The sequence below is a fragment of the Candidatus Woesearchaeota archaeon genome (genome assembly GCA_016180285.1).
In the GTDB taxonomy this organism is placed as follows: Archaea; Nanobdellota; Nanobdellia; order Woesearchaeales; family JACPBO01; genus JACPBO01.
Map to the genome: position 1 here is coordinate 13,191 of JACPBO010000007.1, position 19,070 is coordinate 32,260.

Sequence of the window (19,070 nt, forward strand, 5' to 3'; positions counted from 1 at the left end):
ATTATTGAAGATAAAAAATCCAAATAAGATGATCAAAATAATCGACTGCGGAAGCCAATTGACGCAGAACATTGCGAGAAGAATCCGCGAGCTTGGAGTTTATACAGAGATTGTGCCTTATCACGCTCCTAAAGAGAATATATTGACTGGTGATCTGGAAGGCATCATTATTTCAGGCGGGCAGTTCAGCGTTTATGACAAAGGATCTCCTCTTTGCCAAAAAGAAATTCTTAATGCAAATATCCCGATTCTGGGCATATGCTATGGCCAGCAATCAATTGCTCATCTTTTAGAAGGCAGGGTTGCATCAACAGAAAAAAGGGAATACGGCAGGACAAGAGTAAGGATTGTGAAAGAAAGCCCTCTTTTCAGAGAGATAGCTGATAAAGAAATTGATGTGTGGATGAGCCATGGCGATATTGTGGAAGTTCTACCGCCTGGAATTGAGACTGTCGCATTGTCGCAAAACAACCATATTGCAGCAATGCAGAATTGTGAGAAGGGAATTTATGCTGTTCAGTTTCATCCAGAAGTTGACCACACGCAGCATGGAAGAAAGATATTGAATAATTTCATAGACATATGCAATGCGCAAAGAACATGGGACCCTGAAAAAGAATATGACAGAATTGTTGCATATCTGGAAGAGAAGGTAAAAGGGAAAATCGGAGTCGGCGGTATAAGCGGAGGCGTTGATTCCTCAGCAGCATCTGTTTTATTAAGCAAAATTGCTGGAAGGGACTATCATCCAATATTCGTGGATAATGGATTGTTAAGGCTGAATGAAGCTGAGGAAGTAAGAAGAAGCCTTGAGCCATTTGAGTTAAATATAACGTATGTTGATGCCGGCGAGAGATTTCTTTCAAAATTAAAAGGCGTTGTTGACCCGGATGAAAAAAGAAAAATAATAGGCAATGAATTCATAGCTGTTTTTGAGGAAGAAGCAGGAAAGATTTCAGGAGTGACTTATCTCTTGCAGGGCACCCTCTATCCAGATGTTATAGAAAGCGTTCCTATATATGGGTCTTCTTCAAAAATAAAAAGGCACCATAATGTCGGAGGACTGCCAGAAAAAATGGGTTTGAAGGTTGTTGAGCCATTCAATCGCTTATTTAAAGACGAGGTAAGAAAGATAGCAGAAGATAAGCTTAAAATGCCAAAAGAAATTGTGTGGCGGCAGCCTTTCCCAGGCCCGGGATTGGCTGTGCGCATTATAGGAGAAATTACGCCTGGAAAATTGTCGATAGTGAGAAGAGCTGATGCTATCTTTATTGAAGAGCTGAAGAAAAGAGACCTTTATTACAAAATCAGCCAGGCATTTGCTGTTTTAACAGATACTAAATCAGTCGGGGTTATGGGAGATGCCGGCACTTATCAGGCCAATATTGGGCTGCGGGCTGTAGTAACAAAGGATTACATGACTGCGGATATTTATCATTTTGACTGGAACGATCTGCAAGCAATAACCAACAGGATCATTAATGAAGTCAAAGGCATCAATAATGTCGCTTATTATTTAGGCCAAAAGCCGCCTGCTACAATAGAATTGGAGTGATAAAAATGACACAAAAATTGGGCGAAGATTATGAAGAGAGAGAAGGAAAGTCTGTAGATGCTGCTAAAAGGGCAATTAAGAAGTCAAAAGCAAATTTGTCTTCGAGGCAGATTATAAAAGGGTTTTTTGCAGACCTATATCAGAGTCATGTTTATGAGAAGTACTTTTCTTTCTCAACCTGTGACAGTGTAGGCAGCAAATTAATGCTGGCTCATGCATCTGTGCAGTATCCTGAATTATCAGATCTTCTGCAAAAACAAAGAACAGCGTCAATTGCGGGAAAATTTGATACAGTCGCAATTGATGCTATTGCGATGAATGCTAATGACGCTGCGCCATGGGGAAGCGCATTTTTTGACCAGCTGACCAAATTTACAGCATGCCAGGCTGCTTATGAAGAAAAAGAGGTTTCAGGAGATGTTGAGCTTGGGCTTATAAAAGCAATGAAACTAGCAGATGTTTCTGACATTCTTGGGGTGCCTAAAATAAATCTCGGAAAATGTGAAACAGCATCCTTAGACGAAACAATAACAACAGTTGATGAAACTCATGGCTTTGAGCTGGTTTTTTCAGGTTTCGGGTTTATTAGCAGAAAGGATGTTTTCGAGAAAGGATTCACAGAAGAAGATGGATTCAGGTTTTCTATAAGGCCGAAGCAAATTATTGTTGGATTTGAGTCATCCGGCCTTCAGTCAAATGGCTATACTGCAGCAAGATTGAGGTCATTGAATGGAAGTTTTGAAAAAAGATACAAGTACAAAAAAGAGTATACTGGAAGATTTAACCTTGACGATAAAGTCCCTGGCTATGATGGAAAAACTTTTTTAGAAGTGCTGCTGGAGCCGACTATAATCTATTCAAGGGCAATGGCGAGGATTGCAAAAGAATTCCCCTATGTCATTGGCGTCAATATAACAGGAAACGGACTGGCTAATTTTAATAGGGCTGGCAAAAATGTGAAATATGTTATTGATAATCCAATCACGCCGCAGCCAATATTCAAATTATTTGAAGAAGAAGTGGAAAGGCAATTCAAAGAAGGAAAGATTCCAGAAAAAGCAAGGTATGATACAAAAAAACTATACCGAAAACTGAATATGGGAATGGGGTTTGCGTGCATCATAAATGGGAATGATGCTGATAAAGCAATTGAATTAGCTAAGCAAGAAGGGATCAAAGGCAAGATAATAGGTTATGTGGCTTCCGGCTCTGGCAATTTAAAAACAGCACTCATCCTGCCAGGAAAAAAGCCTGTTGTTTTTGAAGGTTATATGTGATTGAAGTCAAGGAGGAAAAAAATAATGGCGAGGTTAAATGTTATATTCGGCTCAATAAGCGATGAAGAAAAAGTTTTACCTGGTGTTGTAAGAGCAACAAAAAATATCCCGGAATTAGAAGTTGTAGTTCATTATGCTTCTGCCGATAATACGCCTGTTAAAGTTGAAACTATTATGAGCGCGCTTAGTTCACAGAAAGGGAAAAAGGTTTATATAAGCGGAGCAGGAATGAGCAACGTGCTCACAGGAGTTGTAAGGCGCTATGCAGCATTAAATGACCTTGTCATTGGCGTTCCAATAAAAGATAAAGTTACAGACGGGGAAAGCTCATTTTTATCGACAGCTGAGAAGCCTCCTTTGAATGCAGTTTTAACAGTTGGCCTTGATAACAGTTATGCTGCTTTAAACATAGGGCACAGATTTCTAAATGGGCGATTTAACAATGACGTTGTTGTTTTAGACAATGATGGCATTAACAAAATCCAGATGGATGAACTAAAAAAATGTCTTTGCGACTTAAAAATAGATTATAAAATATCTGATAAAATTGACAAGGACGATATAGTTATAACTGTCTTTGGCGATATGCGCGGTTATTTGCATTATGTAGACAATATTTTGAGAAAGGGAAGCGGTGTGCAAATAGGCGTAAGACATCAAAACAATTCCAATGCTTCGGAGTATAAAGAACGCTTAGGTGAAAAAGAAATAGAAACAACAGGAATTGTAAGCGCAGCATCATACATAAATGCAGTTCAAATCGTTGCGCAACTAACTCAGCATTGTTATGCTTTAAAAATAATAAAGGAAAAGAAACAAGCAAAAATGGATGATTTGAACAAACATAGAGGATTGCTTGTCATTAATGGAGAAATAACTAAATTATGAGGTGAATGAAATGTCAATAAGAGATCTAAAAGGCAAAGTAGATGATTTAATACCCGTTCAAAATGTGCTTATTAGCGTATACGATAAAAATGGCTTGGAAGAGCTGATTCCAGGATTATTAAAAATAAATCCGCATGTAGAATTCATATCCACCGGAGGAACATATACAAAAATCAAAGAAATATTAGGGAGAAGTGCAACATATAGCCTCAAGGAGGTTGCAGATTATACGGGCTTTCCAGAGATGAAGGGCGGGCTAGTTAAAACACTGCATCCTAAGATTCATGCTGGCATTTTAGGCGAAAGAAATAACCCGGAGCATCAGAGATACTTGAATGAAGATTTAAATGGAGCCGTCTATATTGATATGGTTGTTGTTAATCTTTATCCGTTTAAGGAAATGATCAAAAAGATAGAAGCAGGCGAAATTAATAAGCAAACAGGCAAACCTTATAATTTTGAATCTGCAAGGGGGAATATTGATATTGGAGGGCCAACAATGATTAGAGCAGCTGCAAAGAACTTTCCAGGCTGCGCTGTTGTCTGCGATTCCAGGGATTATGATAACGTATTGAAAACTGTTGGAAATAATAATGGCTGCACTTTATTTACACAAAGATTAATACTTGCCGAGAAGGCTTTTAACCAGACATCTGACTATGAAAATGCAATTTCGAAATATTTTTTTGAAAAAACAGGCAGCGGCGATGACATTATGAAAATAGCAAAAGAGTATGGTATTGAAATGTGACTAAAATGCAAGAAGGAAAAATAAAGGTGAACGAAATGCCAGATGAACTAAATCCATTAACTGCAGTCAGCCCGATAGATGGCAGATATCATAGCAAAACTAAAGATTTAACATATTATTTTTCAGAAGCAGCTCTTATGAAATACAGGGTGAAAATAGAGTCTAAATATTTATGCGCACTTTCTGATTTTAAAGTCATAAGAAGGCTTAATTTGTCTGAAGAAGAGCTATTGGGAAATCTGCCAGATAATTTCAGCTTAGAAGATGCAAAGCAGATAAAAGAAGAAGAAAAAGTTACAAACCATGATGTTAAGGCTGTTGAATATTTCATGAGGAAAAAATTGAAAGGGACTTCTTTGAATGATGTGGCTGGAATGCTGCACTTTGGGTTGACATCATACGACATAAATGACAATGCAGCTTACATGATGCTAAGGGACGGAATAAATAAAGTTTATAGGCCATCGCTTGTAAAGCTTGAGGAAAAGATTCTGAGCTTGGCTGAAGAATATAAACAAATGCCCATGCTTGGAAGAACACACGGGCAGCCCGCTTCTCCAACAACCCTTGGAAAAGAATTTTCTGTTTTCGGCAGAAGGCTTGCTTATGAATTAGAAAACTTAGTTAATGCAAGGTATTCTGGAAAATTAAATGGCGCAGTTGGCAATTATAATGCGCTTCAAGCAGCTTTTCCTAACATAGACTGGATTCAATTTAGCAAAAAATTCTTGGAATCCCTAGGTCTTTCCCCAAATTTAATAACTACTCAGATAGAGCCGCATGATGCTCTTGTCGGGATATTCCACAATATGATCAGAATCAACAATATCATTCTTGGCCTAGACCAAGATGTATGGAGATACATAAGCGATGATTATCTGCTGCAAAAGCCAAAAGAGGGTGAAATCGGCAGCTCTACAATGCCGCATAAGATAAACCCAATTGACTTTGAGAACAGCGAAGGAAACATTATCGCAGCCAATGGCCTTTTGAGCGCATTTGCATCAAAGCTGCAAGTTTCAAGGCTGCAGCGCGACTTGAGCGATTCAACAATTACTAGGAACATAGGCTCTGCTGTTGCATACTGCCTTTTGGCTTCAGATAGCGCTTTTAAGGGGCTTGGAAAGATATACGCAAATAAGGAGTTGATGCTGAAAGAATTGCAAGGCCATATTGAAATACTGGCAGAGCCAATACAAACAATTCTCAGGAAAGAGAATGTGCCAGAAGCGTATGAAAAACTAAAAGAATTGACGAGAGGCAAGGAAGTGAGCACGAACGACATTGCTTTGTTTATAGATGATATTGGCGTTTCGCAAGAAGCAAAACAAAGGCTTCGCGCATTAAAGCCAGAGAACTACATTGGCTTGGCAGTTGAGCTGACAGAATTGGCGATAAAAGATTCGAGAAGTATTTTATCACATATAGGTCAACCAAAGAAATAAAATTCAGGAGGGAGAAAAATGCCGATTGATAAAAAACTAATAACGCGAGATATTATGAGCAACACTTTGAAGAGGGAAATCTATCCTGAAATTGATGTCAGAACCCCTCCCAAAATGGGAAAGGTAAGAACTGTCTATGATGTTGCAGTTAATCAATTGCTTATGATATCCAGCGACAATCTCTCAACTCATGATGTGGTGCATGAAAGGCAGGTATACGCAAAGGGCGAAAACCTTGATGCAATCTCATCATATTTTTTTGAAAAAACAAAGCACATTATCCGAAATCATTTTATTGAGAACATTGCGCCTAACACGTGGCGTGTGCTAAAAGCAAAGCCAATATTGGTGGAAATGGTTTTCAGAAAATATCTGACAGGAAGCGGCTGGAAAGCTTATCAAGAAGCGAATGGTCCTGAAAAAGGGATGGAGTTTTGCGGTGTAAACTTAAGGCCAGGCTACAGAAAGAATGAGAAATTGGATGAGGTAATATTCACGCCAACAGCAAAAGGCCAGGTTAAAGATTTTCTAATTCCTGAGTTTAATGGCTTAAATCCAGAAGCAAATGACCCTAAACTTACAGCCGAGATTATAAAAAGGAATTATGAAGCATTTGGCTTGAGAAGGCCGGAAGACCTTAATCGCATAATGGAGATAGGGTTTGCGCTGTTTGATTTCATACACTCTTATCTGGAAACCAAAAGATATTTGCCAGCAGATACAAAATGGGAATTTGGATACCTGCCTGGAGGGGATATCGGATTGATAGATGAGCATGTAACTCCAGATTCTTCAAGATTTTGGGAGAAAGACGAGTACAAGTTCAACCAAGAAAAAAATGAATTCACTATTGTACAGGCTGATAAGCAGCATTACAGAGATCATGTAGAAAGCCTTGGCTTGCATAAAGATGAAAAAAAGCTTGCAAAATATTGGATGCCTGATGATGTTATGGCAGAGGGGATAGTGAAGTACTGCAATATAAGGGAAGCAATAACAGGGACGTTGCCTGAGATAACAACAACACCCAGGAGAAAGATCATATTGGAAGCATTAGCAGAAGAAGGTTATTTAAAATAGGGGGTAAAAAATGGCAAACGTACTCGTTATCGGATCAGGCGGAAGAGAGCATGCTTTAGTTTGGAAATTAAGGAAGAGCGATTATGTTCAAAATTTATATTGCGCTCCAGGCAATGGCGGGACTGCGCTTAATGCAACAAATGTGCCAATAACAATAAACGGATCTGATTTTGGCGGAATCGATAATTTAGTCAGAGAGAAGAAAATTGACCTGACTGTTGTAGGCCCGGAAGTTCACTTGGTCAATGGCATTGTTGATTATTACAAGGACAATGGACTGATTGATGAAGAACATTTTATTTTTGGACCGACAAAGTCTGCCGCTAGATTGGAAGGAAGCAAAGCTTTTGCAAAGGACTTTATGTTTAGGCACAGCATACCTACTGCCGGCTTTAAGATACTATATGACTCCGATGCAGCCAAAGCTTATCTTCGCAGCCAGGAAATGCCTATTGTTATCAAGGCATCAGGCCTTGCTTCTGGAAAAGGCAGCATTGTATGCAAGACATTAGAGGAAGCAGATAATTCAATTGAAAGGATTATGATTAAAAAAGAGTTCAAAGATTCTGGCGACGAAGTTGTGATAGAGGAATTCATGGAAGGCCAGGAAGCAAGCATACTTGCTTTAACAGATGGAAATGAAATAAGGGTTTTGGCTTCATCTCAGGACCACAAGCAGATTTATGATGGAGATGAAGGACCTAATACAGGCGGCATGGGGGCTTATGCGCCTGCTCCAATTGCCACAGACGAGATAATGGCAAAAGTTCATGAAAGAATACTGTTGCCGACAATAAACGGCATGAAGGAGGAAAATAACCCGTTCACCGGCTGCTTGTACGTTGGCTTGATGATCAAAGACAAGGAGCCAAGAGTTGTCGAGTTCAATGCAAGATTTGGCGACCCTGAAGCGCAGCCTGTTCTGTCTTTGCTGGAAAATGACTTGTACCTGCTGCTTAAGTCATGCGTTAAAGGCACATTAGGCACCCATCAAATAAGAAACAAGAAAGGAGCAGCATGCTGCGTTGTAATGGTTTCTGGCGGCTATCCAGGAAAATATGAAGAGGGCAAGGAAATTTTTGGCCTGGAAGATGCTGCAAATATCGAAAATGTTTATGTTTTCCATGCAGGAACAAAAAAAGAAGGCGGTAAAATATTGACAAATGGCGGCAGAGTGTTGGGAGTAACCGGGGTTGGAAAAAACATTGAGGATTCAATTAAAATCGCATATTCAGGTGTTGAAAAGATCAGATGGGAGAAGGAATATCATAGGACAGATATCGGAGCAAAGGCTTTGAACAGAAAATGAAAACAATAGTAGATCGCCTTTCCAAGGTGGCTGTAGATATGCTAGAAAAAATTCCAGATGGGATTGAAATAATTATGAATAAAGCGGGCAATAATTTTGTTATGGCTCCTGTTGATTATTGCAGCAACCTTGTTTCACTCTTTGAGTTCATTGCTATTCACAGAGGAACTTCTGACGATTTATATTATTTAGGAGTAGCGCAATTAAAATTGGGCGATGAGAATGAGGATGAAAAGAGTGTTTTACTTTACAGACGAGCCATTAAAAATCTAGAATTATCAACAAAAACTGACAAGAAAAAACACCATTTAAACTTCTACTTTCTTGGAGAAGCCCAATATAGCTTAGCTGAAGAATGTCAATTGGATGACCGGGAAAAAATACAGCTATACGGGCAGGCAGCAGAAAATTTTGAAAAGTCAATGCAGCTTAAAAGAAGGGGAAATCGATATGATTATCTTTGGCTTGGAAAAGCGCAATTACAACTAGGAGATTTGTTAACAGACCAAAAACTGCATGATGAATCAATAAAGAATCTTGAAACAGCCCTGAAGCGTTCCAAAAATAAAGATCCTGAATGCTTTTATTGGCTTGGGTTGGCCCAATATTCTTCAACAGATGCATTACTTGGTCCAGAAAAGCGGCTAAGACATGAAGAAGCAATTAAAAACTTTCAACATGCTGCATCTCTTGAGGAAGATGCCGACTATTATTATTTTTTAGGCGAAGCCCTGATGAGTTTTGCAGAAGATGCATTTGACTTTTTACAAAAGAGAATTCTTCTTGAAGATTCCATTGCAAATCTTGATAAATCTTATAGCCTGAAAAAAGATCCTGAAACATTAGAAACAATTAATGAGGCTAAGAGCATGCTATTCGGGCAGCAGGGTGTATAAAATGACAGAAAAAACAACTCCAATCTATTCAGGCAAATACGAAGATTTCAACTGGGTCGGCTTTGGCTCAGGATCTGGCACCAATCTGAGGGAATGCGCTAAAGTGATAAAGCCGAAGTTGATATTTTCTGATAAAGAGGATGCCGGGCTATTGGCGCTTGAGGAGCTGGCTGATGTTGAGAAGAGGTTTCTTAAAAAAGAAGAAGGTGAAAAAAGCGCAGATTATAATTACAAAATATTGACTTTATTAAAAAATTGTGAAAAAGAAAATGGCTTTACAATTGACCTCATAGTTCTTGGAGGCTATATGAGGCTGATTAAAGAGCCATTGCTAGGCGCTTTCAAAGACAAAATAATCAATGTGCACCCTGCAGATCTTTCTATTTTAACAGGAGATGGATCTAAAAAATATAGAAAGTACATTGGCGATGATGCGGTTTATGATGCGATAAATGCAGGAGAAATAGCAACTAAATCTTCGGTGATAATGGTTGATGAAAGTGAAGACCATGGCGAGATTCTGGCGCAGGGTTCTAAAGTTGATGTTGTGAATAATTTAAAAGAAAAATTCGGATTGAGGGAATACGCAAAAATGCACCAGGATGTACAGAAAAAAGTTAGTGACTGGCCTGCCCTGACAAATGCTTTAAAAATGATAGCTGAGGGAAGGATCGCATTAGGAACTGAAAAAACCCATTTCAATGAATGGCGGACTGTTTATGTTGATGGAAAAGCAACGGTGTATGAGGGGTTTAGGGTTAAGTTAAATGGAGGTTAGCAAAATGAAAGAGCCACTTGATGAGAAAGTAAAAAAAGAGATTGATAAATGGAGAACATCAGGAAGAAAATATTATGGTTGGGTGGAAAGAAACATCAACCAATTAAGAGCAATATATCGTGGTAAAGACACTATTGTTTCTGATTGTCGTACAGAAATATCGGAGCCTATACAAGAGCTATACCTAAAAGATCATGTGCTATTGCTCATGGGAAAAAACCATAGAAAGTGGATAGATGTATTCTATTGTTCATTTGACGAAAAATATGCAATAACAATAACAAATTTTAGTACAGGGGATACGCCTGCTGAATTAAGAATAGGATTTAAGGCTTATGAATAAAAAAACGATCTTCACTTTAATTTTTATCTCTGGTTGCTTAACAGGTGACTAAAGTTTTAAGAAATCATAATCAAAACCTATATAAACAACCTGTTTCATAAAATTATTATGGATCAAAAAGTCTCAAAAGACACGCCATTGGCTGAGATAACTTTAAGGAGATATGAAAAGCCGCAGAATCTTGAAAAAAGGGATCTTGTCAAAAAACTGTGCCTGAGCCTTGGTTTGCTGCAGCCAGGTGATTCCAGGGATGTTGTTGTTGATATTCTTTATGTCCTGCTGGAAGCAAAGAAAAACAAGAAGGAATTAAGCAGTGTTGATGTTGAAGAGCAGGTTAAGGAATTAAGAAAAAGCCATAAGCTTGCAATGCTCGGCGTAGCAGGATCAAACATAAGAAGGCAGCTGAAAAGATTGAGGGATCTGTTCCTGATAGAAAAAACAGGCAATATGTACAGGATTACAGAGCATTCCATGATATTTGATGTATTCAACGAGAAAATAGAAAGCTTTTTATTAAGCTCGATATTAACAAGGGTAAAAGAGTATGTTAAAAAAATAGATGAGGAATTCAAATGAACCATTGGATATTGGATGAATTTTTAAAATACCTTATCGAGTCTTCTATTGAAGGCAAGGTGGTGTTGGAAGTTACACAAGGCATAAATGTGCAATTTAATGTTGGCAAGCCTTATTTATTAAGTGCAAGCTTGCCGATGCATAATCAAAAGGAAGAAACAGAAAGGCTAGAGCAGGCGTTAGTTAATGTTATTGCAAAGAAATACAATTTAAAAGCTAGGCATGTAAATGGAAGTGGAGTTTTATATTGCGATAATAAAGCTTGTTCGAAAAGCACATTCGAAAGAAAAAAAGATGCAGCCAGATTATTAAGTGCAGCATGCACTGAATACTTTAACATCAGATTAGATGGCACATTTGGCCAAGCAGAAGCCAGGATAAAAAATGTTGTAAACTCGGCTTACCAATCTATTGATGCAAAAGCATTAGAAGAGGCTAAAACACTAGTTGATGAAAAATGAACAACATACTGTGCATAAAATGCAAAGTCGGAAAAATGGTCAGAAAAGGCGTAATGGACAGCGGCAATTCACGCTATACCAATTATGAATGCGATCACTGCGGGAATCTAATTACAATGTGCGAAGGGCTTAATCCTGAAAAATAAGTTAGGCCAAAGTGATGATTTCTTGTTAAAAATTTTGGCCAAATAGACTTTCACTATGCCTGTTTGAGATTCCCGCCAATTTCAACATTTTGCTCTTATTCGGGATTATTTCTATTTTCGCATCTTTTTCCGAGTATAACAGCAACAATAGAGCATCAAAGTGATTTCCAGTATACTTTTTAAAATCATTTAATTGTAAATCGAATGCTTGGTCTACTAATTCTATTGTTTCTGCTGCATCATGTCGATCTTTAAAATAGTCAACAATGTTCCTGATCTCGCTTATTAAATGGCGATATATAAATTCATCATTGTTTTCTATTGAGGCCTCTTTGGCTTCTTCTATTAATCTCTCCAACAAGATTAGCGCTTTATTATAGACTTCATTCATATTAGATGCTGCCCCATATTATATAATCCTGCATATAAGGTTTTAACTGCCTATATTTAAATATATCCTATGATAACACATTTAGAATAATGATATATGAGCCTCAAGAAGATTCCTTATTGCTGCAAGAATATGTGAAAAAACATGCTTTTGGCATGGTCTTAGATGTAGGCGCTGGTTCAGGGATACAAGCGATAGAGGCAGCCAAAAAGAAAGTTGTGAAGAAAGTTATTGCTGCGGATATCCAAAAGGATGTTGTTGATTATTTAAAAAGCAAAATTAAAAACAAGAAGATAATAGCCAAGCAAAGCGATCTTTTTTCAAATATTAAAAACATGAAATTTGACACGATTATTTTCAATCCGCCTTACCTTCCTTCTGATCTGAAAGTCAAAGACATAACCATAGAAGGGGGCAAAAAAGGATATGAGGTTATTGAAAGGTTTTTGAGCAAAGCAAATAATTATCTTAAAAAAGACGGCATTATTTTGATGGTTTTTTCATCGCTGACAAAGCCGAGAATGATCAATAAACTGATAAAGAAAAATAAGTTAAAATACAGATTATTGGGCAAAAAGCGCATATTCTTTGAAGAGATGATGGTTTATCTTGTTGAAAGAGAAAAATGAAATTCTACAAAAAAGGCAAGCGCGGATTGGTTTATTTCTCTAAATATAAGAACAAAAAAATAATCATCAAAATAAAGAATCCTGAAAGCAGGGCTGAAAACAGGATAGAGAATGAGTTCAGATTTTTAAAAATATTGAATAAAATGAACATTGGTCCAAATGCCCTATTCTTTAAAAATGGAAAGTTGGGGATGGAGTTTGTTGATGGTGTTTATTTCTTGGATTTTATTAAAAAAGAGAACAATAAAAATGCAATATTGAAAATAATAAAAACACTCTATGATCAATTATATCAATTAGACGAGCTGAAAATAAATAAGGAAGAGATGTCGCATCCGCACAAGCACATTATAGTGGCTGAGCATAATAAACCTGTCCTGATTGACTTCGAGCGCGCACATTATGCTGCAAAGCCAGCCAATGTCACGCAGTTCTCGGTTTTTCTGGTCTCGGATTTTGTTTCAAAACTTTTAAAAGAGAAAAGTATAAAAATAAACAGGCAAGACATGATTGAAAGCTGCAAAATTTACAAAAATAAAGCGGGCTACAACAACTTTTTGATGATCATAGGGCAAATCAGATGACAAAAAAGAGGATTGCAAAGAAAAGCTTCGAATGCGAGAACTGCGGGCAGTGCTGCAGGCTTCTTTTTAAGCCGAATAAGTCAGACATCGTGAAAATAGAGGCTGCAGGCCATGCTGATTTTCTAATGAACCATCCATTCAGGAAAGATCAGGAAGGCTATATGAAGCTGATCAATGGAGACTGTTTTTTCCTTGTAAAAAATACCGACGGAACAAGCTCCTGCAGAATATATGATGCAAGGCCAAAGGCGTGCAGGGATTATCCTTTTTTCAGCAAAAAAACAGCAGAAGACTGCAAGCCAATGCACCATCTTGAGGAAGTCAAGGTCAGATATGCAAAAAATTTATATATTCCAAAGATATAGCTGTTAAAATGATCGAAATATTCTCAAAAGAGGGCATTGTAATCGCTGTTTCCCTGTTTGTTTCCTTCTTCATCTTCCACTGGCTGTTTAACAAGCCCGATAACTCGTTTGACAAGGAAGTTGAAGAGATCCTGAAATCCGACAAATACAAGGTCAAGGGAAGGTTTGAGAGCTAGCATATAAAAGAAAAGTCAGTTAAAAATTATCTTCTATAATTCTCTTTTAATTTTCCGATTACGATATCTCTTAGAAATTCACAATCTGATGCCAAAAGCCCATTATCTGTTGGCTCAACATATTTTTTTGTTCCAATAAATGGGCAAGCAGAATTTTCTGTTAATGGCTTGCAGTCATATTCTAAGCTGTTTTCCACATTTAATCCTTTGACTTCACAAGCATTTAAAAAAGCAACAGCCAATGTTTTGTCCATCCCACTTAAACCATCAACATTTTTTCCTCTGCCAACTCTAAATACAGGTGTAACTCTGACACCAACTCCAATAGCTGTTGCATAATCTACAACTTTCTCTATTTCATCTTTATTTTCACCATAAACCGGCATTGATAGGTGTAATCTAACATCTTCTTGCAGCCATCTTTCTATATTTTCCTTGACTCTATTGACAGTTATACGATTGGATGGTTTTGTTATGCTTTTCCATACTTCTTCATCAATAGCTGGCAAGCTTACTTGAAGCTCGCATTTTTGATTTTTTAGTATTTTTGATAAATCTTGCCTGTACATTGTTCCATTTGTTGATATTAGGATCGTCTCAACATTCAAATCAGATATAGCATATTCCAGCATAGCATTTAATTGAGAATTCATAAATGGCTCTCCTCCGCTAATATCAATAGATTTTGGTTTATCGCTGTCAATAAGAGTTATAAATTGCTCTAGTGATAAACTCTCTTTTCTTCCAGGATGGCCGTCAGCATAGCAAAACTTACACTCTAAATTGCAATACATATTAATAGCTAAAACTAGCTGATCAGTCATTATGCACCGCTTCAATTTTCTTATGATTATGTGATTTGTATGATTCAACTACAATGTCCAAAGTTTCTTTAATGACCTTTTTAACATTATTTTTCATAGGGCTGTTTTCTACAACTCTTGCTGCAAATTCCCCAGTTCCCGAGTAGTAGAAATGAACACATGCTGCACCTAAAGGATTCTTTAATAAAACATCATCCCTTATTTCTCTAAGAACCACTACACTAGGGTGATTTATGTTGCCATAAACTGCTGTGGCTATAAAACAACTTTTAGTACTTTTGTTAAGAATATAGTTCATTGTAAGATCAAGTTCATCACTTGATTCATTAACTTGCTTAATAGTTTCTTCTGCATTCTTTAACACATTCACATTGAATTTCAATGCATCATTCTTATTTTTTAAATCTTCTAAAGAATATGAGAACCTTCGATGAATGGTTGAATCTGTATCCTTTATGTCAACAGGAAATTCTGCGCCATAGCTTCTAATGGCAGAACAAACGGCTTTTATAGATGTTGCATATTCAGCTCCGCCTTTTTTTAAGTCGCCATAAAGTCTTAATTGTTCATTATAAGATGACTTAGGATTGTTCGGCAATGTGTATAGAGAACTAGCTGTGCTTATTAATCTGCCTTGCAATGGTCTGATGTAAGAAATAAAGACCTCATTTAGCTTGCCTACAAGCCAATTCATGCCTTCCTTTTTTGTAATAGAAAATGCTGTTGGGTCTTTTTCGTTGTTAGCAAACATTAAAAATTGCTTATAGCTTTCATACAATGCAGTTACATTTTCTTCTAATTTTGAGTCTGTTGGCGGTGTTTTTAATATTAAGCCGTATCTGTCATCCATGAATTTTTTGCTGAAATTTATCCATCCTTCAATATCATTTGAAGTTTTAAATTTATTCAGTTGGATTTCTATTTCGTTCTGGCTTAATCCTGAAAGGTTCTTTTTTTCATCATAAGTTTGTGATTGTTCCTTCTGTGTTAATAGCCCCTCTTTTTGTAATTTCTCCTTACGGACTTTTATTTTTGATTCTAAGTCAGTTATTGCAGTTGCTGCTTCAGGGTATTGTTTCCAGCCATCTTCATGCTCAAGCCTTTGTATTAAGTTTTCTGCTTTTTCAAACTCGCTATTGATTATTCCTTTTTGTATTTCTTTTATTGTTTTATCATATCTTGTTTTCTGGCGCGCTTCAGCAGAATAATTTTGTCTGAAAAAATTTACACAGCCCCTGGAAGCAGAATAGCCTAAAATTAAAGAAGCTAAAATTAATACAGCAGATGCTCCTTTTCTGAGGAATATGCCCGGTGACATTATATTCATTCTTACCATTGTAATTAAGCCTCCGCTTCGTATAGCGGCTGTTGGTTTTTCCATAAAGCAATGCGAGCGTATAATGGTTGAACAACTTTTAAGCTATCTTCAACTTTTTCACTAGCTTGCGCCTCACTTATTTTAGGAATGCTTGTAGCTAGTTCTTCAAGCTCCTTGCCAGAAAAGTCATTTTTGTGTATTATTGTCAGCAAACCCTTAATATAGTTATTTGACAAGCTTCCATCATTTAAAAAAGTGGATAAAAGTGTAACGTGCATATCATTAATCTGCCTTGTTGACGCAAAATATAAGACCCCTTGTTCTTTGAGGTTATTATATATGACTTTTTTTGCATTAACATTGTCAAGCTCTCTTTCTAAAGTCGCTCCAAAAAGCTTGTAAGCCTCTATTGTTGGGCTAATGCTTTCCCAAGCAGCTTTTGACGGATTAAAATTTGCAATATGTGAGGCCGCATCAGATATGCCGCAGATAGTTAAATCACGCCCCTTTTCTTTAGTTTCTCTATTGATGCTCACATTATATCTCCATATCTCCCTGTTTTCATCAGGGCCTCTGATCTTTTTGTAAGCAGAAACGCCTAAAGCTGCAACTGGCTCTAGGATAACTGCGCCACCAAATACATCTTTATCCTCTATATTTTCATTTTTGAACATTTGCCTCATTCTTATTATGCCATCAATCGCAAAATACGGTCCAACTAAACCAAACATTTTCCATTGCGTAAGCCCAGCTATTGCTGTTATGGCGCCACCGATTATCTCAACTACACTATAAATAGGAAGTGCATACTCTGCGTATTTGCTACTGGGTTTTATGGAAAATTCTCTTTTTATAGCCCTTGGCAAAAAGGGATAAACAGGGTAAAGTGCATATTGCGCTGCTTTTGAAAGTCTGCTACCGGCTTCTGAAAATATGCCTTTTTGATCTTCAATATTTATTCTTTCATACTGTAAGCCTTCAATTGATCCTGACAGCTTTTTCATATTATTTTCATTTGATGATAATATGATATTATCCCATCCTTCGCGTATCGCTTTTTCTAGCACACTTTTAACATCCTTCCCTCTGTTATTAATCACCAATACGCCGCCTTCATCTTCTATTTTAAATGAATGGCCCAAGATGGATGCCAAAACAGTTTCTATTGTTTCGCCAAATTTTTCTCCAAATCCCTTTATAGGCGTTGTTTTGCCCTTAAAAGGCTCTATGCCGTCCCATATTTTTTGTTGTTGCGAAATTGGCAAAGATTTTGATAAGAATAATTCCAGAGCATGTAAAAGATGCACTTTATCCTCTTCCTGCGCTTCTAAGCCTTGATAAGCAAAAGCCAGATTTGTTAGAGTTTTGTCTAATTCTGTGCCTTTCCAAAAGAAGTTTGTTTCATAGCTTATGTTGTTCCCATGGTTTAACAATTTAACAGCTTCGTCTACTGTTTTCTTGCGATCTGAAAGTTCATCCATTCGGTATAATGATTGTAAAACATTTCCTAGCCTTAAAGCCTGATTCAGGTATTCTTGACTTGCTCTTTTTGCATTTTCATAATTTTCGTTTGCTTTTTGCCTTGATTTTTTAGTTACTCTTGACTCTAAAAGCTGTGTTTTATAGTTATTTCTAAGTTCTCTTAGACCATTAAGCAAGGATTTTACATCACGAAACATATCCTGTTTCGTTATAGCGCCTTCAATAACCTCAACGCTCATACCTCTCACCACCCTTTGCAGGCGTTTCTATAGGCAAGGTTTTTTCAGGGCTTACCTTTGCCACTTCTAAGTTTATTTGTGTGGCTAGAAGATTTCTGTAATTAGTTATAGAATGAACTCCAGCGCCTTTTGTGTATCCTTTGCTTTTGGCTATCTCAACTGCTTCATCCAACATATTCTGCGTTTCTGGAGTAAAATATAGGTCTATTGGAACTTGTCTTCTGGCTTTTTCATCAACAACTTTATCTCGCCATTCAAAATGGCTTCCAACATAGCACCTTATTCTTTTATTGCGGCTGACAGTCATTTCCCTATCAACTGCAATTGTCTTATGAATCAAAACTTTTGATAAAGGAGTATCTTTTAACTCTTGAGCAGTTTTGCCTGTTATTTTTGCAATGACGAAATCAACCCGTTTTTTTATTTCAGGGTCTTTTAAACCATATTCTGCAAGCTTTCGATCATCTAGCTCGCCACTGCTAACAATATTATTTATAAGTTGAGTTTCATAGCTATGCTTTACTTGCTGGCCTGCATCAGCCAATGTCAGCATTATTTTTGAATCGCTTTTTGCGCTGCCAAGCCTTGCTTCCAAGCTTATTACATCTTGATGCGTTTCTAATAATTCGTCTAAAGCATCAGAGCCAGAAGTCTCACCAGGCATTCTCATAAAATAATAAACCTTTTTTGGCAGAATAAGATAACTTTTACTCTCTACATTTTCAATTTTTATCTGCAATAAGCTGTAGTTTTTGTCATCTATTAATCCAGCACTACTTAATTTATTTATGGTTTTTTCATCAGCTATGTAAACCTTTTCATTTGGCCCGGTGGGCAATTCTATTTCTTCCAGATTTTCCCGCTTAATGACCTCAATTAGTTTTTCCTTCATTTTTTAGCACCTTCTAAAGCCTGTTTTAATGATTGCAGTTCAGTGTATGTATCTATGCTATCTCTGTCCATAACTGTTTTAAATCCCTTCTTGATAGCCTCTAATTCGTCTTGTGTTCTGCGCTTATATGATGAGCCTATTGACTTATAGTGTTCGGTTGTGGCTCCGGCTCCAATAATTTCTCTCATATGCTTGCAAGCTTGCGCTATTTCTCCAGGCAACAAAGTTGGGTTGACCCTGACAACTTCTTCAGTGTCTATTTTGGAAGGTCCGCCATATTCGCTTATATACTGTTGCCATAACAATTTTTGCTCCTCTTTAGAAGGAATATCGAAGTATATGAAGTGGTCAAATAATGTTTTTATGCTTGAGGGTATTTGCACATATGGCTCTGAAACAGTTGCTACTACTACAGCTTCCCCATTATGCTCCTTCTTCGCATCAAGCATTACACTCCTGAGCACTGTGTTGAAAGATTCTTGCCACCCTTCTGCCTTATAGCCAACTAAACCATTGATGTTGGGTATAAATAACAATGCATTGCTGTAAACAGCCCTAGTTATAACTTGCCGTATTCTTTCTTCTGTTGTTCCTACAACGCCTCTGAAAATCTGATCGGGGGTTACTTCTACAAAAGGTTTTTCCAGAGTGCCAGCTATTGCTTC

Annotated in this window: 23 protein-coding genes; 17 read left to right on the top strand and 6 right to left on the bottom strand. The window is 37.3% G+C overall.

The annotated features are described in order from the left end of the window. Positions 1-28 precede the first annotated feature (28 nt). From guaA to HYU07_02300, 13 genes are all read left to right on the top strand, one after another. Entirely contained in the window at positions 29-1,555 is a 1,527-nt protein-coding gene (guaA, locus tag HYU07_02240; protein ID MBI2129034.1) for a glutamine-hydrolyzing GMP synthase, read from the top strand. A 5-nt stretch (positions 1,556-1,560) separates the two neighbouring features. Further along, positions 1,561-2,832, top strand: a complete 1,272-nt coding sequence (locus HYU07_02245; protein ID MBI2129035.1) for a hypothetical protein — start codon at positions 1,561-1,563, stop codon at positions 2,830-2,832. A 24-nt stretch (positions 2,833-2,856) separates the two neighbouring features. Next, entirely contained in the window at positions 2,857-3,720 is an 864-nt protein-coding gene (locus HYU07_02250) for an AIR carboxylase family protein (protein ID MBI2129036.1), read from the top strand. A gap of 10 nt (positions 3,721-3,730) precedes the next feature. Then, on the top strand, positions 3,731-4,471 hold the full coding sequence (locus HYU07_02255; GenBank protein MBI2129037.1) for a hypothetical protein: 741 nt from the start codon (positions 3,731-3,733) through the stop codon (positions 4,469-4,471). A gap of 35 nt (positions 4,472-4,506) precedes the next feature. Continuing rightward, positions 4,507-5,916 (top strand): adenylosuccinate lyase, encoded by a 1,410-nt coding sequence (purB, locus tag HYU07_02260; GenBank protein ID MBI2129038.1) that lies wholly within the window; start codon positions 4,507-4,509, stop codon positions 5,914-5,916. Between the two features lie 18 nt (positions 5,917-5,934). Then, positions 5,935-6,996 (top strand): phosphoribosylaminoimidazolesuccinocarboxamide synthase, encoded by a 1,062-nt coding sequence (locus HYU07_02265; protein ID MBI2129039.1) that lies wholly within the window; start codon positions 5,935-5,937, stop codon positions 6,994-6,996. A 10-nt stretch (positions 6,997-7,006) separates the two neighbouring features. After that, a complete protein-coding gene (purD, locus tag HYU07_02270; GenBank protein MBI2129040.1) occupies positions 7,007-8,305 on the top strand; it encodes a phosphoribosylamine--glycine ligase in 1,299 nt (432 codons plus the stop codon). After that, positions 8,302-9,201, top strand: coding sequence for a hypothetical protein (locus tag HYU07_02275; GenBank protein MBI2129041.1), 900 nt, complete (start codon positions 8,302-8,304; stop codon positions 9,199-9,201). Before purD ends, HYU07_02275 begins: the two co-directional genes overlap by 4 nt. A 1-nt stretch (position 9,202) precedes the next feature. Next, a complete protein-coding gene (locus HYU07_02280) occupies positions 9,203-9,979 on the top strand; it encodes a hypothetical protein (GenBank protein MBI2129042.1) in 777 nt (258 codons plus the stop codon). Positions 9,980-9,983: 4 nt separating this feature from the next. Next, positions 9,984-10,322 carry a hypothetical protein gene (locus HYU07_02285; protein MBI2129043.1) on the top strand — a complete coding sequence of 113 codons (339 nt, stop codon included), beginning with the start codon at positions 9,984-9,986 and terminating at the stop codon, positions 10,320-10,322. A 108-nt stretch (positions 10,323-10,430) separates the two neighbouring features. After that, positions 10,431-10,898, top strand: coding sequence for a hypothetical protein (locus HYU07_02290; protein ID MBI2129044.1), 468 nt, complete (start codon positions 10,431-10,433; stop codon positions 10,896-10,898). Continuing rightward, positions 10,895-11,359 (top strand): hypothetical protein, encoded by a 465-nt coding sequence (locus HYU07_02295; protein ID MBI2129045.1) that lies wholly within the window; start codon positions 10,895-10,897, stop codon positions 11,357-11,359. Before HYU07_02290 ends, HYU07_02295 begins: the two co-directional genes overlap by 4 nt. Beyond that, positions 11,356-11,505 (top strand): hypothetical protein, encoded by a 150-nt coding sequence (locus tag HYU07_02300; protein ID MBI2129046.1) that lies wholly within the window; start codon positions 11,356-11,358, stop codon positions 11,503-11,505. The genes HYU07_02295 and HYU07_02300 overlap by 4 nt, the downstream gene beginning before the upstream one ends. Positions 11,506-11,530: 25 nt before the next feature. Here the strand turns inward: HYU07_02300 and HYU07_02305 are convergent, their stop codons facing one another. Continuing rightward, the gene (locus HYU07_02305) at positions 11,531-11,896 is read right to left on the bottom strand and encodes a hypothetical protein (protein ID MBI2129047.1); all 366 of its coding nucleotides are present in this window, start codon (positions 11,894-11,896) and stop codon (positions 11,531-11,533) included. Positions 11,897-11,988: 92 nt separating this feature from the next. On the opposite strand from HYU07_02305, the gene HYU07_02310 reads away from it, so the two are divergent. From HYU07_02310 to HYU07_02325, 4 genes are read left to right on the top strand one after another with little or no spacing between them, the layout of a single operon-like run. Next, the gene (locus HYU07_02310; GenBank protein ID MBI2129048.1) at positions 11,989-12,525 is read left to right on the top strand and encodes a methyltransferase; all 537 of its coding nucleotides are present in this window, start codon (positions 11,989-11,991) and stop codon (positions 12,523-12,525) included. Then, complete coding sequence (locus tag HYU07_02315) at positions 12,522-13,109, top strand: hypothetical protein (GenBank protein ID MBI2129049.1); 588 nt, start codon at positions 12,522-12,524, stop codon at positions 13,107-13,109. Before HYU07_02310 ends, HYU07_02315 begins: the two co-directional genes overlap by 4 nt. Further along, on the top strand, positions 13,106-13,474 hold the full coding sequence (locus HYU07_02320) for a YkgJ family cysteine cluster protein (protein MBI2129050.1): 369 nt from the start codon (positions 13,106-13,108) through the stop codon (positions 13,472-13,474). The genes HYU07_02315 and HYU07_02320 overlap by 4 nt, the downstream gene beginning before the upstream one ends. Positions 13,475-13,482: 8 nt before the next feature. Further along, positions 13,483-13,650 (top strand): hypothetical protein, encoded by a 168-nt coding sequence (locus HYU07_02325; protein ID MBI2129051.1) that lies wholly within the window; start codon positions 13,483-13,485, stop codon positions 13,648-13,650. A 26-nt stretch (positions 13,651-13,676) separates the two neighbouring features. Here HYU07_02325 and HYU07_02330 read toward each other — a convergent pair whose 3' ends face one another. From HYU07_02330 to HYU07_02350, 5 genes are all read right to left on the bottom strand, one after another. Beyond that, a complete protein-coding gene (locus HYU07_02330; GenBank protein MBI2129052.1) occupies positions 13,677-14,474 on the bottom strand; it encodes a radical SAM protein in 798 nt (265 codons plus the stop codon). After that, positions 14,467-15,810 (bottom strand): hypothetical protein, encoded by a 1,344-nt coding sequence (locus HYU07_02335; protein MBI2129053.1) that lies wholly within the window; start codon positions 15,808-15,810, stop codon positions 14,467-14,469. The genes HYU07_02330 and HYU07_02335 overlap by 8 nt, the downstream gene beginning before the upstream one ends. Before the next feature lie 5 nt (positions 15,811-15,815). Then, positions 15,816-17,513, bottom strand: coding sequence for a hypothetical protein (locus tag HYU07_02340; protein ID MBI2129054.1), 1,698 nt, complete (start codon positions 17,511-17,513; stop codon positions 15,816-15,818). Continuing rightward, positions 17,503-18,405: a hypothetical protein gene (locus HYU07_02345; protein MBI2129055.1), complete on the bottom strand. Its 903-nt coding sequence runs from the start codon at positions 18,403-18,405 to the stop codon at positions 17,503-17,505. Before HYU07_02345 ends, HYU07_02340 begins: the two co-directional genes overlap by 11 nt. Then, positions 18,402-19,070: AAA family ATPase (locus HYU07_02350; protein ID MBI2129056.1), on the bottom strand; the 669-nt coding region annotated here is incomplete at its 5' end. The genes HYU07_02350 and HYU07_02345, both read right to left, overlap by 4 nt.